Annotated in this window: 19 protein-coding genes; 15 read left to right on the top strand and 4 right to left on the bottom strand. The window is 26.9% G+C overall.

Features of this window, described 5'->3' with window-relative positions; translation table 11 throughout:
- The 7 genes from BUA77_RS13745 to hpt form a co-directional block, all read left to right on the top strand.
- Positions 1-268 (top strand): hypothetical protein (locus tag BUA77_RS13745; protein ID WP_072887859.1); only part of this gene is annotated, 268 nt, incomplete at its 5' end.
- A gap of 137 nt (positions 269-405) precedes the next feature.
- A complete protein-coding gene (locus BUA77_RS04785) occupies positions 406-1,041 on the top strand; it encodes a single-stranded DNA-binding protein (protein WP_072887857.1) in 636 nt (211 codons plus the stop codon).
- A gap of 122 nt (positions 1,042-1,163) precedes the next feature.
- Entirely contained in the window at positions 1,164-1,742 is a 579-nt protein-coding gene (locus BUA77_RS04780) for a methyltransferase domain-containing protein (protein WP_159428950.1), read from the top strand.
- A 48-nt stretch (positions 1,743-1,790) separates the two neighbouring features.
- Positions 1,791-1,934: a hypothetical protein gene (locus tag BUA77_RS13740; RefSeq protein ID WP_159428949.1), complete on the top strand. Its 144-nt coding sequence runs from the start codon at positions 1,791-1,793 to the stop codon at positions 1,932-1,934.
- Between the two features lies 1 nt (position 1,935).
- Positions 1,936-3,705: a sigma-54 interaction domain-containing protein gene (locus tag BUA77_RS04775; RefSeq protein ID WP_072887855.1), complete on the top strand. Its 1,770-nt coding sequence runs from the start codon at positions 1,936-1,938 to the stop codon at positions 3,703-3,705.
- A 174-nt stretch (positions 3,706-3,879) separates the two neighbouring features.
- Positions 3,880-5,166 carry an L-cysteine desulfidase family protein gene (locus BUA77_RS04770; RefSeq protein ID WP_072887852.1) on the top strand — a complete coding sequence of 429 codons (1,287 nt, stop codon included), beginning with the start codon at positions 3,880-3,882 and terminating at the stop codon, positions 5,164-5,166.
- A 65-nt stretch (positions 5,167-5,231) separates the two neighbouring features.
- A complete protein-coding gene (gene hpt / locus BUA77_RS04765; protein WP_072887850.1) occupies positions 5,232-5,771 on the top strand; it encodes a hypoxanthine phosphoribosyltransferase in 540 nt (179 codons plus the stop codon).
- 48 nt (positions 5,772-5,819) lie between these two features.
- On the opposite strand, the gene dapB is transcribed toward hpt, so the two are convergent.
- From dapB to BUA77_RS04750, 3 genes are read right to left on the bottom strand one after another with little or no spacing between them, the layout of a single operon-like run.
- Entirely contained in the window at positions 5,820-6,569 is a 750-nt protein-coding gene (gene dapB, locus BUA77_RS04760) for a 4-hydroxy-tetrahydrodipicolinate reductase (protein WP_072887848.1), read from the bottom strand.
- 47 nt (positions 6,570-6,616) lie between these two features.
- Positions 6,617-7,498, bottom strand: a complete 882-nt coding sequence (dapA, locus tag BUA77_RS04755) for a 4-hydroxy-tetrahydrodipicolinate synthase (RefSeq protein WP_072887846.1) — start codon at positions 7,496-7,498, stop codon at positions 6,617-6,619.
- Between the two features lie 14 nt (positions 7,499-7,512).
- Positions 7,513-8,511, bottom strand: a complete 999-nt coding sequence (locus tag BUA77_RS04750; protein WP_072887844.1) for an aspartate-semialdehyde dehydrogenase — start codon at positions 8,509-8,511, stop codon at positions 7,513-7,515.
- 166 nt (positions 8,512-8,677) lie between these two features.
- Here BUA77_RS04750 and BUA77_RS04745 point away from each other — a divergent pair, with 166 nt between their 5' ends.
- From BUA77_RS04745 to megL, 7 genes are all read left to right on the top strand, one after another.
- Positions 8,678-9,808, top strand: a complete 1,131-nt coding sequence (locus tag BUA77_RS04745) for an amidohydrolase (RefSeq protein WP_072887842.1) — start codon at positions 8,678-8,680, stop codon at positions 9,806-9,808.
- Position 9,809: 1 nt separating this feature from the next.
- Positions 9,810-10,679 carry a type II CAAX endopeptidase family protein gene (locus BUA77_RS04740; RefSeq protein WP_072887840.1) on the top strand — a complete coding sequence of 290 codons (870 nt, stop codon included), beginning with the start codon at positions 9,810-9,812 and terminating at the stop codon, positions 10,677-10,679.
- 153 nt (positions 10,680-10,832) lie between these two features.
- Positions 10,833-12,989 carry a putative bifunctional diguanylate cyclase/phosphodiesterase gene (locus tag BUA77_RS04735; RefSeq protein WP_072887838.1) on the top strand — a complete coding sequence of 719 codons (2,157 nt, stop codon included), beginning with the start codon at positions 10,833-10,835 and terminating at the stop codon, positions 12,987-12,989.
- A gap of 200 nt (positions 12,990-13,189) precedes the next feature.
- On the top strand, positions 13,190-13,378 hold the full coding sequence (locus BUA77_RS04730; protein ID WP_072887836.1) for a small, acid-soluble spore protein, alpha/beta type: 189 nt from the start codon (positions 13,190-13,192) through the stop codon (positions 13,376-13,378).
- Between the two features lie 11 nt (positions 13,379-13,389).
- Positions 13,390-14,130 carry a class I SAM-dependent DNA methyltransferase gene (locus BUA77_RS04725; protein ID WP_072887834.1) on the top strand — a complete coding sequence of 247 codons (741 nt, stop codon included), beginning with the start codon at positions 13,390-13,392 and terminating at the stop codon, positions 14,128-14,130.
- 96 nt (positions 14,131-14,226) lie between these two features.
- A complete protein-coding gene (gene hslO, locus BUA77_RS04720; protein ID WP_072887831.1) occupies positions 14,227-15,105 on the top strand; it encodes an Hsp33 family molecular chaperone HslO in 879 nt (292 codons plus the stop codon).
- A 114-nt stretch (positions 15,106-15,219) separates the two neighbouring features.
- A complete protein-coding gene (gene megL, locus BUA77_RS04715; RefSeq protein ID WP_072887829.1) occupies positions 15,220-16,422 on the top strand; it encodes a methionine gamma-lyase in 1,203 nt (400 codons plus the stop codon).
- A gap of 56 nt (positions 16,423-16,478) precedes the next feature.
- Here the strand turns inward: megL and safA are convergent, their stop codons facing one another.
- Positions 16,479-17,099 carry a SafA/ExsA family spore coat assembly protein gene (safA, locus tag BUA77_RS04710; protein WP_072887827.1) on the bottom strand — a complete coding sequence of 207 codons (621 nt, stop codon included), beginning with the start codon at positions 17,097-17,099 and terminating at the stop codon, positions 16,479-16,481.
- 309 nt (positions 17,100-17,408) lie between these two features.
- Between safA and rpoN the strand changes: the two genes are divergently transcribed.
- Positions 17,409-18,749, top strand: coding sequence for an RNA polymerase factor sigma-54 (gene rpoN, locus BUA77_RS04705; protein ID WP_072887825.1), 1,341 nt, complete (start codon positions 17,409-17,411; stop codon positions 18,747-18,749).
- The last annotated feature ends 65 nt before the right edge of the window (positions 18,750-18,814 follow it).

Below are 18,814 nucleotides of genomic sequence, written 5' to 3'. Positions count from 1 at the left end.
GAAAGATTTAGAGAAAGAGAACTTCCTAGATATGGGAGAGGACGAGGAAGCGTATCCCTTTGGGATAGAAACAGACGAGAAGACTTACAGATATCAATGTTTGGAGTGTAGATTTGAAGAAGATGTACCTAGGTTTATTATTGATGAATTTATTGAAGATGACTTTTTTGCTTCTGGTTGTGATATTGAGAATTTTGAAGTAAAAATGCCTATACTTATATGTCCAAAATGTAATGGTGAATTAGTTTCAAAAAATACAGATGAGTAGCTCTGCTACTCATCTGAGAGTATCACGAAGTGATATTTTGTTCTTACGATGAAAATGTTAGAAAAAATTTTGAATAAAAATACTTATCTTTTAATATATTTATATAGATAATACATAAGAACATGGAGGGAGTAGAGATGATTAATATAAAAGAAGATACAAATGTTGTAAATCTGTTAGGAGAAGTTGTAGGAGGTTTAGAGGTTAGTCATGAAATCTTTGGAGAAAAGTTTTATACTGCTAAAATAAAAATAAAGAGATTAAGTGAATCAGAAGATATACTTCCTATTACAATATCAGAGAGGTTACTTGGGGATTTTAAATTAGATATAGGGAAAAAGATAAGTATTTTAGGACAATTAAGATCATATAATAAATCAATAAATGGAAGAAATAAATTGATATTAACTGTATTTGTAAGAGAAATATTAGAGTTTGAAGAAGAAAAAAAGGATCCAAACAATATATTTCTGGATGGATATATATGCAAAAAGCCTATTTATAGAAAAACTCCACTAGGAAGAGAAATAACTGATTTACTTTTAGCAGTAAATAGATCTTATAATAAATCTGACTATATACCTTCGATAGCATGGGGAAGAAATGCTAAGTTTTGTAAAAATCTCAAAGTAGGAGATAGAGTTCAAATATGGGGAAGAATACAAAGTAGAGAATATGAAAAAAAATTAGATAATGGTGAAGTGGATAAGAAGGTTGCTTATGAAGTATCTATTTCAAAGATGAAAAAGCTATCTGAAAATAATTCAAAATAAAACGTTAACATTGTTAATGCTATATTTAATCAATTAATGCAAACTATTTCTATTGAATAATGGAATCATATTTATTATAATAGATAAGTAATAACTAAAGAAAAGACAGAAGGTGAATTCTCTTGGAAAGAATATGTTTAGAGAGATCATATTACATAAAAGGCAGTATTTCTCCTAGTAAAAAAGAAAATAATATACACAATTTTTTAGATACTATAAACTGCTCTATTGGAGAGAAAGTTTTACTTTTAGGGGATATTTCTAACTATGGGAAATACTTAAAAAAATTAGGTGTAGATGTCATTATATTAGAAAATGAAAAATACTGCACTACTTCTGCTATATTAAATAATGAAAATTGTAATATAATAAAAGGGTCGGTTCAGTATATGCCCTTTAAAGATAAATATTTTGACAAAGTGATATTTTTAAATTACTTTAATTGCTTTGAAAATGAGGAAAAAGTCTTAAAAGAAGTTTATAGAGTTTTGAAATATAAGGGAAATGTGATAATAGAAGATAAAAACCCGAAAAATTTAATAACCAAGTTTAAAGTATTTCAGAATAAGATCAGAGGATATAATAGCAAATTTTACCACCCAGAAGAAGTATTAGATATATTTGATAAAAATGGGTTCCGTGGAAGTTTTAAAGAAATTGATAAAGAAAGATATATTTATATAGGAATTAAAATAGATTAAAGACTAGGTAATCCTAGTCTTTTTTTCTAAGGAAAAGGAGGAATTTAAATGAAAATACACTATAATGTTGTAGTTTGGATAATGCTTATTATTATACTTATGTCTATACAGTACTCTATAAATAAAGTAATAGTATTATTAAAAGATATTAAAAATATATTAATACAATTAAAAATGAAAGACAGGTTGTAAAATGATAAGTTTAGAAGTAATAAAAAAGGATATAAAAAATATAGCAGAAGTAATATCTTCTGTATTGAATGTAGATGTCACAATAGTAGATAAAGATTTAACTAGGATTGCAGGTACAGGTAAATATAGAAATAAAATAGGAGAGAAAGTAAGTTTGTATTCTGCTTTTAGAAATTCTTTAGATACAGGTAAAAGTTTTATAATTGAGAATCCTAGGTTTGATAAAATATGTCAGATGTGCAAGGGTAAAAAAGACTGTAAAGAATTTGCAGAAGTATGCTGTCCCATAAGACTATATGATAAGATATATGGAGTTATAGGACTTATAGCTTTTTCTAAAGAGCAAAGAGATAATATAATGAAAAACAAAAAGGAGCTTATGGATTTTTTAGCTAAAATGGCAGATTTTATATCAAGTAAAATAGAAGCGGAAAATAAATCTTACGAGCTTAAATTAGAAGCTAAAAGACTTGAAATGCTTTTAAATAATATGGATAAGGCTGTTGTTTCTACAGATATACATGGAAACATAGATAAGTATAATGATAAGTTAAAAAAAATATTTAATTTGAAAGATAGTTTTGAAAAAGATAATATATTCAATTTATTCTCTTTTATAAAAATGGAAGATATAAAAGGTATAAAAGAAAGATATAAAAGCACTAGCTTTGTATATAAAAAAGAAGGTCATACTTTAAGAGGCATTTATAATATAAATCCAATAATTATAGATACTGAAGTGAAAGGGTATGTATTTGATTTTATAGATAATTATTCTGCTATTAAAGAATTTAATGAAATAACAGGGGCTGATTATAATATAAAATTTAATAATATAATTGGAAATAGTCAACTGATGAAAAAAGTGAAAAAAGAAGCACAAATTGCATCTAAATCATCATCTACAGTATTAATTATTGGAGAAAGTGGAACTGGGAAGGAATTATTTGCAAGAGCTATACACAATAATAGTAATAGGCATGAAGGTCCTTTTATAGCTATAAATTGTGCTGCTATTCCAGATAATTTACTAGAGAGTGAATTGTTTGGATATGAGGAAGGTGCTTTTACAGGAGCTAAGAAAGGAGGAAAACTTGGAAAGTTTGAGCTTGCTAATAAAGGAACAATATTCTTAGACGAAATTGGAGATATGAGTCTTCATCTTCAAGGAAAGCTGTTAAGAGTTTTACAAGAAAGAGAAGTAGAAAAAATAGGAGGAAAAGCAAATATATCAGTAGATGTAAGAATAATAGCTGCTACTAATAAAAACCTAGAAAGTATGGTTGAAAAGGGAGAATTCAGAGAAGATCTATATTATAGACTTAATGTAATACCTATAAATATACCACCTTTAAGAGAACGAAGAGAAGATATTTCTTTATTAATAGAAAGTATTATAGATGATTATTCTAACAAATTAAACAAAGTAATTTATGGGATAGATGATGAAGCTATGAAAAGAATACTTCACCATTCATGGCCAGGAAATGTAAGGCAACTTCAAAATGTAATAGAATACAGCATAAATATGGCAAGTTCTAACATTATAAAATATGAGGATTTACCTCAAAAACTAAAAGATGAAAGTAAAAAAATGTTTTTTAATAAAGAAGAAGAAATTACACCTATTAAGGAACTAGAAAAAAAAGAAATAATTAAAGCTTTAGATAAATTTAAAGAATACAAAAAAGATAAAGAAAAAGCTGCAGATGCCTTAGGAATTTCAAGGGCTACTTTATATAGAAAACTAAAAGAATATAAAATTAATTAGTCTCAAAATGAGAAGGCAATCTCAGATTGAGACTTTTTTTTATATTTTTGAGACGAAACGTGATTATTAAATAAGGATGAAGAGATGAAGTTATTGGAAAAACTAATTTTTAAATTTTGGCACAGTTTATGCTATTAAGAATAATAATAAAAAATATAATTGGAGGGATTTACAATGAAACAAGTAATTATAGATATGTTAAAATCAGAAGTAAAGCCAGCTCTTGGATGTACAGAACCAGTTGCTGTAGCTTTAGCATGTGCCAAAGCAAAAGAACTTTTAAATGATGAAATAGTAGACTGCAATATATTTGTAAGTCCGAATGTATACAAAAATGGTATGTGTGTAGGCATACCAGGAACTACAAGGCTAGGACTTAAAATAGCAGCATCTATGGGGCTTTTAGGAGGTAAATCTGAGTTAGGACTTAGAGTATTAGAAAGTTTAGGAGAAGAAGAAGTAAAATTATCTGAAGAATATATGGATAAAAATATAGTTAAAATATCACCTATAAATACAAATGAAAAAGTATATATTGAAGTTAATTTAAAAGGAATTAAAAATACATCAAAGGCTATTATAATGACTAAACATGATAATTTTGTTCACCTTGAGGAAAACGATAAAGTACTTTTAAATGGGGAGATAAGTCTAGATATAGAGTATATTCATGTTGATAGTCCAATAGCGGGTATTACAATAAAAGAATTAATTGAAGAAATAGAAAAAATGGATTTAAATGACTTAGAGTTTTTACTTGAAGGAATAGAAATGAATGAGAAAATTGCAAAGGTTGCCCTAGATAATAAAATAGGAATAGGAGTAGGATACGGTATTAAAAAATCTATAGAAGATGGTATGCTTTCTGATGATTTAATGAATAAAGCTATGATGATTACAGCAGCAGCTTCAGATGCTAGAATGAGTGGAGTTAATATGCCTGTTATGACCTCCAATGGAAGCGGAAATCATGGTCTTACAGCTATACTTCCGATAGCTGCATATAACTCAAAATATCCTCAAAGTGAAGAAAAATTAGCAAAAGCACTTGCTATAAGCCATGGAGTTACAGCATATATAAAAAATTATACAGGAAGACTTTCGGCTGTATGTGGATGTGGTGTAGCAGCATCTACAGGAGCGTCTGCAGCAGTAACTTGGCTTATGGGAGGGGATTACAGTCAAATTGAAGGAGCAATTGAAAATATGATTGCTAATTTAAGTGGAATGATATGTGATGGAGCAAAAGCTGGATGTGCTCTAAAACTTGCTTCAGCAGCTTCGGCAGCAGTTCAAAGTGCAATAATAGCAAAATATAACTGTATAGTTCCTCCGTTAAATGGAATAGTAGGAAATAAAGTAGAAGAAAGTATAAAAAATTTAGGTAAAGTTAGTAGTGATGGAATGACAATAACAGATGAGGTTATAATAAAAGTTATGGATAATATGAATAAAAACTAAAGTGAGTTGACAAAAATCTACTTTTTAATTAAAATAGGCTTAAAATACTGTAGGAGGTATTATACATGGATATAGAAAAAAAAGTATGGGAAACACTGTGCTCTGAAGAAGACATCAAAAAAAGAGTTACTGAACTAGGTCAGCAAATATCTAATGATTATAAGGATAAGAAATTATTTGTAATATCTCTTTTAAAGGGAAGTTTTATATTTACAGCTGATCTTGTTAGAAAGATAGATATTCCTGTAAAAATAGGATTTATGACCACGTCTAGTTATGGCCATGGAGAAGAAAGTTCTGGAAAAGTAAACCTTCTTTCTGACATTGCAGATGATATATCAGGATATGATGTTTTAGTTGTAGATGACATAACAGATTCAGCACTTACAATGAGTCATGTAATGGAACATTTAAAAACTAAAAATCCTTCTAGTATTAAATGCTGCGTATTACTTGATAAACCAAATAGAAGAAAAGTAGATTTAGTTCCAGATTATGTTGGGTTCACAATAGAAGATAAATTTGTAGTTGGATATGGATTAAATTATGGAGATTATTACAGAAATATTCCATATGTATTTAATGTAACAAATGAAGATAGATAAAAAGTGGTCAAATGACCACTTTTTTTCTATTATAAGGAATTGATATCTCTATAAAGTTACTACATCTTTCATATTATAATATCCATTTTCTTTATTCACAATAAATTTAGCAGCTTTTAGTGAACCTTGTGCAAATATTTCTTTTGATAAAGCTATATGATTAAGTTCTACTATTTCATCTTTTCCAGCAAATATTACAGAGTGATCACCTACTATAGTTCCACCTCTTACTGCATGTATTCCTATTTCTTTTTCTTTTCTTTTTGCATCTTTTCCATATCTTCCATAATTAAACTCGGTATTATTTAAAACTTTTTGTATTTCATTAGCAAGCATTAAAGCTGTACCACTAGGAGCATCTACTTTTCTATTATGATGTTTTTCGACTATTTCTATATCAAAATTAGTTAAAGCCTTAGCAGAAACTTCTACTAATTTTAATAGTAGATTTACACCAAGTGACATATTAGAGCTATGAAAAATAGGAACTTCTTTAGAAGCTTCTTTTATCATATCAAGTTCATCATCATTATATCCAGTTGTAGCAATTACTAAAGGAGTTTTTGTTTTCTTAGAGTAAGTCAATAAATCTTTTAAACTTTCAGGGTTTGAAAAATCAATAACAACATCTGCTTTTTCCTTTACATCTAATATATTTGAGTATAGTTTATAGTTAGTATTTTCAGTTTCATATTTAGATACACCTGCTATAAGCTCAAAGTTTGCATCTTCAAATATAGAGTTAGTTAAAACTTTTCCCATTTTACCAAGAGAACCATTAACTATAATTTTAATCATAAAATCCTCCTAATTATAAAATGATTTATACTACTTAAAATTTAATTTTAGTTTAATTTAAATCCGTAATTAATTAATTCTTTTTTTAGAACTTCTAAATTATTAGGGCTCATTTCAACAAGTGGAAGTCTAAACTCTCCCATATCAAATCCTAATAAATTCATAGCAGTTTTAATAGGAATAGGATTTACTTCTATAAATAAAGCATCTATTAAAGGTTTCATATCAAGTTGTAACTTTCTAGAAGCTTTTATATCTCCTTCAAAATATTTAGCTACTAAATCATGGGTATCCTTAGGACATATATTTGCAACTACTGAAATTACTCCAGCCCCACCTAAAGATAAAAGTGGTAAAATCATATCGTCATTTCCTGAGTATATTGCAAAATCTTTAGGGCAAACTCTTGCCATTTCAGCAACTTGAGCTATATTTCCACTAGCCTCTTTTATTGCTACTATATTTTTTATTTTAGCAATTTCAGCAAGTGTACTAGGACTAATATTTACACCAGTTCTGCCAGGGACATTATAAACTATAATAGGTATATTTACAGAACTTGCAATGGCTTTAAAATGAGCTATAAGTCCTTTTTGAGTAGCTTTGTTATAATATGGAGTTATAATTAAAAGTCCATCAACTCCATATTCTTCTGCTTTTTTACTTAAATGTATTGAATGAGCTGTATTATTTGATCCTGTTCCTGCTATTACAGGAATTCTTTTATTTGTTTTTTCAACTACAAATTTTATGGTTTGAAGTTGTTCTTCATCAGTCATTGTAGATGCTTCTCCTGTAGTACCACATACAATTAAAGCATCAGTTCCTTCTTTAATATGATATTCTACAAGCTCTTCTAGTTTAGTAAAATTTACTTTACCATCTTTAAATGGAGTAACTAAAGCAACACCAGAACCTTTAAATAGCATGAAATTCACCCTTTCTACACTAAATTATATTTTAATAAAAGTTCAGCTATTTGAACTGTATTAGTTGCAGCACCTTTTCTTATGTTATCAGCAACTACCCACATGTTAATTCCATTGTTAACACTAAAATCTCTTCTAATTCTTCCAATATACACTTCATCTTTTCCTTCGATATTTACTGCTAGAGGATACTCATTTTCTTTTGGATTGTCAATAACAACTACCCCTTGAGTATTTTTTAAAGTAGTAAATATTTCTTCAAGTTCAAATTCTTTTTCAAATTCTACATTTACAGATTCACTGTGACCGTATAATACTGGAACTCTTACTGTTGTAGCAGTTATTTTAAGGTCATAATCGTTTAATATTTTTTTAGTTTCATCTATCATTTTCATTTCTTCTTTTGTATAACCATTATCCATAAAGACATCTATATGAGGTAAACAGTTATAAGCTATAGGGTGTGGATATAATTTGTTCTCGTTTCCTTTTACACCTTCTTCAAGATCTTTTATTCCTCTAACACCAGACCCAGAAACAGCTTGATATGTTGAATAAACTATTCTTTTGATTTTAAATTTATCATGCAGTGCTTTTAGAGGAACTACTGCTTGAATAGTTGAACAGTTAGGATTTGATATTATCCCATTGTGTTTTTTTACATATTCTGGATTAACTTCGGGAACTACTAGTGGAACATCTTTATCCATTCTCCAAGCGCTACTATTATCAACTACAATTACTCCTTTTTCTTTAGCTATTGGAGCATATTTTTTACTAATATCTCCTCCCGCAGAAAATAGAGCAATATCTATATCTTTATCAAAAGAATTTTCATTTAATTCTTCTATTATGTAATCTTTACCCTTAAAACTTATAGTATTTCCGGCAGATTTTTTTGATGCAAGTAAATAAAGATTTTCTATAGGAAAATCTCTTTCTTCTAGAACTTTTAAAAATGTTCTTCCTACCATTCCAGTAGCTCCAACTATTGCAATATTTGCTTTTTTCATTTTTATACCCCCTTTATTATAAATATATGATAATATATGTTTTATAATAAATAATTTAAATCATTGCTATTTTGCAAAAAGAAGACTTTAATATATAGTATCACTCCCTATAAATATATTCAATACAATATATTATTGTGATAATTATTTTAAAGAGGTGATAATTTTGATTTTAGAAAAAGAGATTTTAAGGTTAAAAGAAATTGTAGCTAATCATAGAAAGTGTTTGAATAAAATAGCAGAACTTGGTATGAAAGAGCATAAAACATCTAAATATATAAAGGATTATTTAGACTATTTGGGAATAGAATATGAAACTTTTTTAGAAACAGCAGTAGTAGGAAAAATTAAAGGTAGAAAAGGTGACAAAAATATAGCATTTAGAGCTGATATGGATGGGTTAAATGTAGATGGCAAAGTTATGCACTTGTGTGGACATGATGGACATATGAGCATATTACTAGGATTTATAGAGTATTTAAATAGTCATAAAGAATATTTAAATGATAATATAGTTTTTATATTTCAACCTGCAGAAGAATCTCCTGGAGGAGCGTTACCTCTTATAAAAGAGGGGGTTTTGGAAAAATATAATGTCAATGAAATATATGGACTTCATATTTATCCTGAAATTAATGAAGGATTTGTTGGTATAAGACCTTCTTATTTTTTAGCACAAACAGGAGAAATAGATATAGAAATAATAGGTAAAAGTGGCCATGGCGCAATGCCTCAAAATGCTATAGATTCTATTGTTATAGCTTCGAATTTTATAAATTCTATTCAAAGTATAGTATCTAGGAATATAAGACCATTAGATGAAGGGGTTTTGACTATTGGGAAAATAGAGGGAGGAAGTAGAAGAAATATAATAGCTGAAAGTGTTAATCTTGAAGGAACAATTAGAGCATTTAAGCAGGATGTTTATGATAAATTAAAAGAAAGAATATATGATATAGCTAATGGGTTTGAAAAAGCCTTTAACTGCAAAATAAACATTAATATAAAAGATGATTATCCAGCTGTAAATAATGATATAAAATTATTTGAAGAGTTTAAAAATGCAGTAGATGAAGAATATATAAAAGTATTAGAACCTCTTATGATATCTGAAGATTTTTCTTATTACCAAAAGTATGTGCCAGGACTTTTTTTTATGCTTGGATCTAGGAATGAAAAAAAGGGATTTATAAACGGACTTCATAATATAAACTTTAATTTTAATGAAGATATTTTATTAAATGGAATAAATGTTTATATTAAATTATTAAAATATAAAGGGGCGTTAAAAGAATAATATGAAAAAAAGTACAGCATCTAATAGTATATATTTATTACTTGCAGTATTATTTTTAACTGTTGGTGTTTATTTTCAAAAAAAAGATATTGATACAGGGCTTATAATAACAGAGTATATGATAATTTTTTTACCAGCTTTAATATTTTCATTTGCATTTAAAAAAGAAAAACTTAAAGAATTTTTAAGATTTAACAAAACAAGTTTTAAAAATATAATTTTAGCTATTTTTATAACATTATTTACTTATCCTATAGCGGTATTTGGAAATTTAATAATAATATCCATATTAAACTTTTTTGGACATAATAATGTTCCTCAAGTTCCGTTTGCAAATAGTGATATTCAATATGTATGGTTTTTATTTTTAATGGGAATAACTCCAGGTATATGTGAAGAAACTTTATTTAGAGGTTTTTTTCTTAGGATGAATCAAGATAAAGGGATGAAAAAAAGTATATTATATACAGCTTTTTTATTTGCTCTTTTTCATTTTAACATATATAATTTCATGGGACCGTTTATACTTGGAATTGTATTTGGATATATGACAATTATTACGAATTCAATATATCCTTCTATTGTAGGACATGCTATAAATAACTCTATTGCTACAACTTTAGGATATTTTGTTTTAAATAAAAATGGAAGCAATATTTCATCTGAAATTCCATTAAATATAATTTTATTTCAAATAATTTTTTATGGAGTATTGGCTATAGTTTCATTTTTTATGGTTAAATATTTATTTAAAATGATAAAAAGAAATAATAATTTAACTATAGAAAGTATAGAAAAAGATAATATATTTTCTTATATTCCAATAGTTATATGTATATTTATTTATATGTATATATTTGTAAAAATATGAAGATATATATAATAAAAGGCAACTGAAATGCATATTTTGGTTGTTTTTTTTTATTTTTGCATAAAAAAAATTATATAAAAGGGTTTTTGTAATGTTTTATAGAAAATATAATATTGTTTTAGTAGATTTATATTAAAATGACAGGAGGATGTAATGCATAATATAAGAAAGTATAGAATTTTATTTTTATTTATTGTAGCAGGGTTTATAGTTAATTTTTTCAAAATCCCATTATTACCAAATGTGAATTTTATACTTGGAAGTATTGCCACATTAACTACAGTTCAATTATATGGAATAACAAGTGGAATTATTGCCTGCATAATTATCAATAGTTATATTTTTATATCTTTTAATAATTTTTATTTTATTAATATATATATATTTGAAGTATTAGTTGTAGGGTTGCTTTTAAAATGCAGAAAAGAGAATATAGTTTTATTAGATACTTTTTATTGGCTGTGTATAGGTATGCCATATACATATATAATATGTAATATTTTGGATTTTAATAAAATATTGTCGCTTTCAACTATGCTTAAATTTTGTATTAATGGAATCGCTAATTCAATAATTGTAAATATCATAATTACCTATTCATCTATTAGGAAATTAGTATTAAAAAAGAATAAAAATAAATTTTATTTTGAAGAAATGGCTTTTAATTTAATTGTGGGCTGTATGGTTTTTTCTGCCTTAACTATTAGTATAGTAAGTGGATATAATAATAGTTATGATCTATTTAAAAATATGGGTATAATTTTAATTATTATTTTACTATCTTTTTTATTTTCTAATGTTTTATCAAGAATTATAGTAAATCCTATTTATAGATTGTCTAATATTGCTTTAAATCTGCCTAAAAAAATTTTTTATCAAAGGTCAGTTCGATGGCCAAATAGTATAATCATAGAGTTGAATTCTTTTATTAATAATTTAAAGCAGATGAATGCTGTATTAAATGAAAACTTTAGACAGCTTCAATATGAAAACAAAAGATTAAAGCAGTTAGTATATAAAGATAATTTAACGGGACTTCCTAATAGAATTATGCTTCAGGATAGTCTTAATGTTGAATTAAATAAGGCTAGACGATATAAAAATAAATTAGCAGTAATGTTTATAGATTTAGATGGATTTAAGCGTATTAATGATACGCTAGGACATAGCATAGGAGATCAATTGTTAAAAGAATTTTCTCAAAGACTACTAAATTGTATTGGACAAAAGGATATAGTATCTAGACTTGGTGGTGATGAATTTACCGTATTATTACCTAAAATTAATAATGAGAAAGAAGTTAAATATATAGCTGATAAAATTATAAAGTCTACTAAAAAGCCATGTATATTAAATGGAGAAGAATTTAGAATTACTAGTAGTATTGGAATTTCTATTTTTCCTCAAAATGGAAAAACCTCTGATGTTCTTTTGAAAAATGCAGATATAGCAATGTATCGTGCAAAACAAAATGGAAAAAACACCTATCAATTTTACACATCAGATATGAATTTTACAACTTTTGAGAATTTAATATTAGAAAATAAACTATATAATGCTCTAGAAAGAAAAGAACTTGAATTATATTATCAGCCTCAAGTAGATTTAAATACTGGACAAATAATAGGTATGGAAGCTCTTATTAGATGGATTAATCCAGAACTTGGATTGGTTTCTCCTGGAAAATTTATTCCTATAGCTGAAGAAACGGGACTTATTATACCTATTGGAGAATGGACGCTAAGATCTGCTTGTAAACAAAATAAGGTATGGCAGAATATGGGATATGAACCGATGCGTGTAGCTGTAAATATTTCAGCTTGTCAATTTCAACAGGAAGGTTTTGTTGAAAAAGTAGGACAAATATTAAATGAAACAGGTCTAGAGTCTAAGTGGTTAGAAATAGAAATAACTGAAAGTATTGCTATTAAGAACGTAGACTTTACTGCAAGAACCCTTAGAAAATTTAAAGATATGGGTGTTAAAGTTTCAATAGATGATTTTGGAACAGGTTTTTCTTCTTTAGCATATTTAAAGAATTTTAAGATTGATGCACTTAAGATAGATTATTCTTTTGTTAGAGATATAGGAATTAATAGTGATAACGAATCCATAATAAAGGCAATAATAATGCTTGCCAAAAATCTAAAGCTTAATGTAATTGCAGAAGGAGTAGAAACTAAAGAACAACTTAGTTTCTTAAGAGATGAAGAGTGTAATGAATCTCAAGGATATTTATTTAGCAAACCAGTTCCGTCGAAAGATTTCGAAAAATTATTAGTTAGACACAATGCTTTTGGTATTGTATAAAAAAAGAGACCTTTAAAAAGGTCTCTTTTTTTATACTAAAGGGGGAGTGGGAAAATAATATTATTTTGCGACAATGAATATTCTATCATTATAGTGAAAAAAAATCAATAATAAAAAAATTTTTGTAGAAAAAATAATGAAAATGTCGAGGTATATTTTTTTAAAACCTGATAAAAATAAGAAAAAAAGGAGGTAATAATATGAAAGAAAATAAAAATAAAAAGAAGAAAATAGTTACAGAAAATGATATAATGAAATATGAAATAGCTAATGAACTAGGACTTATGGAAAAAATTGATGAGCTTGGTTGGGCAGGGTTAACAGCAAAGGAAGCTGGAAGAATAGGAGGATTGTTAACTGCTAGAAAAAAAAATAAAAAGAAAAAGTAGGAGAAGAAAGTATGCAGTATGAAAGCTTTGCATTTATATATGACAAATTAATGGATAATGTAGATTATGGTATGTGGATAAATTACATAGAAAATATAATAAAAAGAGAAAATGTTATTGTAAAAAATATATTGGAGCTTGCCTGTGGAACAGGAAATTTAACTATACCTTTAGCACAAAAAGGATATGATATTGTAGGAATAGATATATCTGAAGAAATGCTTGATGTAGCAAAACAAAAATGTTTAGAAGAAGAAATTGATGTTGTATTTTTAAATCAAGATATGAGGGAGTTAGATTTTGAAATTTATGATTTAGATTGTGTTCTTTGTGCTTGTGATGGATTTAATTATATTCTAGAAGAAGAAGAACTTAAAAATATATTTGAAAATGTTTATAAATTATTAAAAGAAGAAGGAATTTTTATATTTGATATAAGTTCATATTTTAAAATGTCTAATATACTCTCTAACAATACTTTTGGAGAAAATAGAGAAGATATAGCCTATATTTGGCAAAACTATTTTGATGAAGAAGAAAATATAGTAGAAATGGATTTGGCATTTTTCATTAGAAATGGAAAATATTTTGAAAAATTTGAAGAAACTCATTATCAAAGAGCTTATAATAATGAAGAGATATTAGATATTTTAAAGCATACTGGTTTTAATAATATTAAAGTATATAAAGATTTTACTTTTTTACAAGCTGATGAAGAAAGCGAAAGAGTATTTTTTGTTTGTAAAAAGTAATGTTTTTAATTGACTTAGTATTATCTTGATGGTATACTTTTTCCCTGATAAATATCAGGGTTTTTTTGATTTATAATTAGAAGGAGGAAGTTTAAAATGAATAATTATGTAATAAGAGCAAGTGCTGGAAATCATAGTATCAGAGCTTTTGCTGCTTTTACAACAGATATGGTAGAAAAAGCTAGAAAATTACATAATACAACTCCCGTGGCAAGTGCTGCCCTTGGAAGAACTCTTACAGCTTCATCTATAATGGGGCTTATGATGAAAAATAAAGGTGATAAGCTTACAGCTAAGATAAATGGAAATGGTCCTATTGGAAATATAGTTGTAGTTTCTGATTCAAAAGGTATGGTAAAAGGTTATGTATCAAATCCTGATGTAGATATTCCTTTAAAATATGAAGGGAAACTAGATGTTGGAGGAGCAGTTGGTAAAGATGGAAGTATAACTATTATAAAAGACTTAGGGCTAAAAAAACCATATGGAGGTTCTTATCCTTTAGTTAACGGAGAAATAGCAGAAGACCTTACCGCATATTTTGCATATTCAGAACAACAACCATCTGCAGTTGCATTAGGAGTTTTAGTTGATACGGATTATTCAATTAAAGCTGCTGGTGGATTTATAATTCAACTTTTACCTGATGCTAGTGAGGAGAGTATATCTATTTTAGAGAAAAATCTATCCAATATTCCTCCAATATCAAAACTAATAGATGAAGGTAAAAAACCTGAAGATATTTTGGATATAGTATTGAACAATCTTGATTATGAAATATTAGATAAATATAATGTGGACTTTGAATGTGATTGTAATAAAGAAAGATTAGAAAAAGCACTAATAAGTGTTGGGAAAAAGGATTTAATGGAAATTTTAGAAGAGGATAAAAAAGCTGAACTTATGTGCCACTTTTGTAATAAAAAATATGAATTTAATGAAGATGATCTAAAGAAACTGATAGAAGAAATATAATTAAAAGAATCTTTCATATCCTTTGCAAAGGATATGAAAGATTCTTTTAAATTTTTTGAAAAAAAGATATAATATAAACTAGGATTCAAATAAAATTATTAAGGGGGAATATTAATGGGAAATGAAAATTTAAAAAATATTGGGTTTGGTACAAAAACTATACATGCAGGACATAAAAAAGACCCTGTTTCAGGTGCTTTAACTACACCAATATATCAAACTTCTACTTTTGTTTTTGATAGTGCTGAGCAGGGAGGTAGAAGATTTGCTCTAGAAGAGCCAGGTTATATTTATACAAGACTTGGAAATCCAACTTTGACTCAATTAGAAGAAAAAATAGCTGCTTTAGAAGGGGCACAATCTTGTATGGCTACAGCTTCTGGTATAGGAGCTATATCATCTACTTTTTGGACAGCTTTGAAAGCAGGAGATCATGTTATAGCAGATGAAACACTATATGGATGCACATTTGCTTTTTTAAATCATGGACTTACAAGGTTTGGAATAGATGTTTCATTTGTAGATTGTTCAAATCCTGAAAATATAAAAGAAGCAATGAAAGAAAATACTAAGGTAGTTTATATAGAAACTCCAGCTAATCCAACATTAAAAGTTGTAGATATTGAAAAAATAGCAAACATTACACATGAGAAAGAAGGGTGTATATTAGTAGTTGATAATACGTTTTGTACTCCTTATATTCAAAGACCAATAGAACTTGGAGCAGATGTAGTAGTTCACTCTGCTACTAAGTATTTAAATGGCCATGGCGATGTTATTGCTGGATTTGTAGTGGGAAGTGAAGAATTTATAACTAATGTTAGATTATTTGGAGTAAAGGATATGACGGGAGCAGTTCTTAGCCCATTTGATGCATATCTAGTAATAAGAGGAATGAAAACACTAGAAGTTAGAATGCAAAGACATTGTGAAAATGCTATAAAAGTTGCAAAATTTTTAGAAGAACATGAAGCTGTAGAAACTGTATATTATCCAGGACTTGAAAGTCATCCACAATATAAGATTGCTAAAAAGCAAATGAAAATGCCAGGGGCAATGATTGCTTTTGAGGTTCAAGGTGGAGTTGAAGGAGGAATAAAGCTTCTTAATAATTTAAACTTATGTACATTAGCAGTAAGTTTAGGAGATTGTGAGACATTAATACAGCATCCTGCTTCGATGACACATTCTCCATATACAAGGGAAGAAAGACTAGAAGCTGGAATAAGTGATGGACTTGTAAGAATTTCTATAGGTCTTGAAAATGTAGAAGATATAATAGATGATCTAAAACAAGGATTGGATAATCTTTTATAAAAAAGTATCTTACATACAAAAAGTCCCATATTAATTATAATATGGGGCTTTTGCTCTTATGGACGAATAAACATTTGAGTCCAATATTTAGTGCCATTGCTTTTTATAGCAAGACCTACACCTATTTGTGTATAATTAGGTGACAATATATTTTTTCTATGACCAGGTGAATTCATCCAAGCATTCATAACTTCTTGAGCAGTTCTTTGACCATAAGCTATATTTTCACCAGCAGATGAAAATCTAATTCCAAAATTTCTCATCATATCAAATGGGCTTCCATAAGTTGGAGATGTATGAGCAAAATAATTCTTATTAATCATATCTTGAGATTTATATCTAGCAACTCTTGACAATTCCCAGTTATGAGAAAGGGCTGGCAGTCCTTGTTTAGATCTTTCAATATTTACAAGTCTCATTACTTCTTGTTCTAGTGTTTTTACATCGTTTATTTGAGGTATTGTTATTTTATCTCCTGGATATATAAGGGCTGGATTTTTTATGTGGGGATTTGCGCTTATTATTTCAGATAACCCAATTTGATATTTTACTGCAATTTTCCACATACTGTCTCCTCGTATTACTGTATGAACTGTATCAGCATAAGAAATGTTTATTCCAGCCATAAAAAATAAAGCTGATAAACTTAATATTAAACCTTTTAATTTATTTTTCATTTGAATACCTCCTAATTAAATTAAGATTAAAAATATGAACTTTTAATTAGTATGTGAAAAATATAGAGATATATTTTTTAAAACATATTAAAAACTTTGTATTAAAAGGAATATATAGTTAAAATTAAATTAAACAAAAATAATTATGACTGTTGGAAATTAGAATTATAATAATAAAAACAAAAAATATATTTTGGGAATAAAAGCATAAACTGCATAAAGCAATATATTAGATAAAACAAATTTAATTAATTTTTTTGATATAATTGATAGTATAAGTATATTTTTATTGTAAAGGGTGGATTCCTAATGAAGATGAATTTTGGTTTAGAACTAAATCAATCTCAAAAATTAATATTAACAAAACAGCTAAAGCAATCTTTAGATATATTAAATATGAATATATATGAACTAGAGGAAGTTATAACTAAAGAAAATGAAGAAAATCCTGTTATTGAAGTTGAAAAAAAAGAAGAATTAGATTGGGAAAAATATATTGAGTATCTAAAGAATAAAAGAAATAAAGATAGAGAATATATACAATATCAAGACGAAGATTATAACATAGAGAATATGATTAAATATAACATATCTATATATGAATATTTAAAAGAACAAGTAAATTATTATAAAATAGATAAAAAAAATAAAGAGATAGTAGAATATATAATAGATTGCTTAGACGAGGATGGATATTTTAGATTAGATATTTGTGAAGTATCAAAACAGTTTGGAGTAAGTAATGAAACCATATTAAAAAATTTAAAAATAGTTCAAAGTTTAGATCCTTGTGGAGTGGGTGCTAGAAATCTTGAAGAGTGTCTTTTAATTCAAATAAGGGAAAAAGAGATAAACAATAATTTCTTAGAAAATATAATAAAAGAAGATTTGAAACTACTTGCTAATAAAAAATATAAAGATATTTGTAAAAAATATAAAATAAAATTAGAAGAATGTATTAAAATAGTAGATATAATAAAAAAACTTGAACCAAAACCCGGAAGAAAATACTCATCTTTTAAAAATAATTATATTGTACCTGATGTTATAGTAGAGAAGGTAGGAGATAAATATGAAGTATATTTAAATGATACAAATATACCTGGGATAAAAATAAATAAATTTTATGAAGAAGTTTTAAAAAATTGTAAAAAAGATGATGAAGCTAAGGAATATATAAAAGAAAAGTTAAATTCTGCTATTAATTTAATTAGAAATATACAAAATAGAAAAAATACAATATTAAAGATTTCAAAAGAAATATTAAAACATCAAATAGATTTTTTTGAAAATGGAAATAAATATTTAAAACCATTAATCCTTAAGGATATAGCTGAAAGTTTAGATATCCATGAATCTACAGTTAGCAGAGGCATAAATGGGAAATATATGTTAACACCTTATGGTTTGTTTGAACTTAAATATTTCTTTAGCAGTGGATTAAAAGATGGTGAAGATATAGCTTCAACAAGTATAAAAAATATAATAAAGGAAATAATAAACTCTGAAGATAAGAAAAAGCCATATAGTGATTCAAGAATATGTTCTTTATTAAAAGAAAAGGATATAAATATATCAAGAAGAACCGTTGCTAAATACAGAGATGAATTAGGAATATCGTCATCTTCAAAGAGGAAAGACTTTTATTAAAATAAAAAATCTAATAATATTACAAAAAAATATTGAAAAATATATAATAGTAGTATAAAATTAAA

It is taken from the genome of Tepidibacter formicigenes DSM 15518 (assembly GCF_900142235.1).
Taxonomy (GTDB): Bacteria; Bacillota; Clostridia; order Peptostreptococcales; family Peptostreptococcaceae; genus Tepidibacter; species Tepidibacter formicigenes.
This window is presented reverse-complemented; position numbering and strand designations above follow the sequence as displayed.

Bases quoted from the DNA above. Each gene is read 5' to 3' on its own strand.
- BUA77_RS04785 (WP_072887857.1), top strand. From the start codon at position 406: ATGATTAATATAAAAGAAGATACAAATGTTGTAAATCTGTTAGGAGAA.
- BUA77_RS13740 (WP_159428949.1), top strand. From the start codon at position 1,791: ATGAAAATACACTATAATGTTGTAGTTTGGATAATGCTTATTATTATA.
- BUA77_RS04775 (WP_072887855.1), top strand. From the start codon at position 1,936: ATGATAAGTTTAGAAGTAATAAAAAAGGATATAAAAAATATAGCAGAA.
- BUA77_RS04770 (WP_072887852.1), top strand. From the start codon at position 3,880: ATGAAACAAGTAATTATAGATATGTTAAAATCAGAAGTAAAGCCAGCT.
- hpt (WP_072887850.1), top strand. From the start codon at position 5,232: ATGGATATAGAAAAAAAAGTATGGGAAACACTGTGCTCTGAAGAAGAC.
- dapB (WP_072887848.1), bottom strand. From the start codon at position 6,569: ATGATTAAAATTATAGTTAATGGTTCTCTTGGTAAAATGGGAAAAGTT.
- dapA (WP_072887846.1), bottom strand. From the start codon at position 7,498: ATGCTATTTAAAGGTTCTGGTGTTGCTTTAGTTACTCCATTTAAAGAT.
- BUA77_RS04750 (WP_072887844.1), bottom strand. From the start codon at position 8,511: ATGAAAAAAGCAAATATTGCAATAGTTGGAGCTACTGGAATGGTAGGA.
- BUA77_RS04740 (WP_072887840.1), top strand. From the start codon at position 9,810: ATGAAAAAAAGTACAGCATCTAATAGTATATATTTATTACTTGCAGTA.
- BUA77_RS04735 (WP_072887838.1), top strand. From the start codon at position 10,833: ATGCATAATATAAGAAAGTATAGAATTTTATTTTTATTTATTGTAGCA.
- BUA77_RS04730 (WP_072887836.1), top strand. From the start codon at position 13,190: ATGAAAGAAAATAAAAATAAAAAGAAGAAAATAGTTACAGAAAATGAT.
- BUA77_RS04725 (WP_072887834.1), top strand. From the start codon at position 13,390: ATGCAGTATGAAAGCTTTGCATTTATATATGACAAATTAATGGATAAT.
- hslO (WP_072887831.1), top strand. From the start codon at position 14,227: ATGAATAATTATGTAATAAGAGCAAGTGCTGGAAATCATAGTATCAGA.
- megL (WP_072887829.1), top strand. From the start codon at position 15,220: ATGGGAAATGAAAATTTAAAAAATATTGGGTTTGGTACAAAAACTATA.
- safA (WP_072887827.1), bottom strand. From the start codon at position 17,099: ATGAAAAATAAATTAAAAGGTTTAATATTAAGTTTATCAGCTTTATTT.
- rpoN (WP_072887825.1), top strand. From the start codon at position 17,409: ATGAAGATGAATTTTGGTTTAGAACTAAATCAATCTCAAAAATTAATA.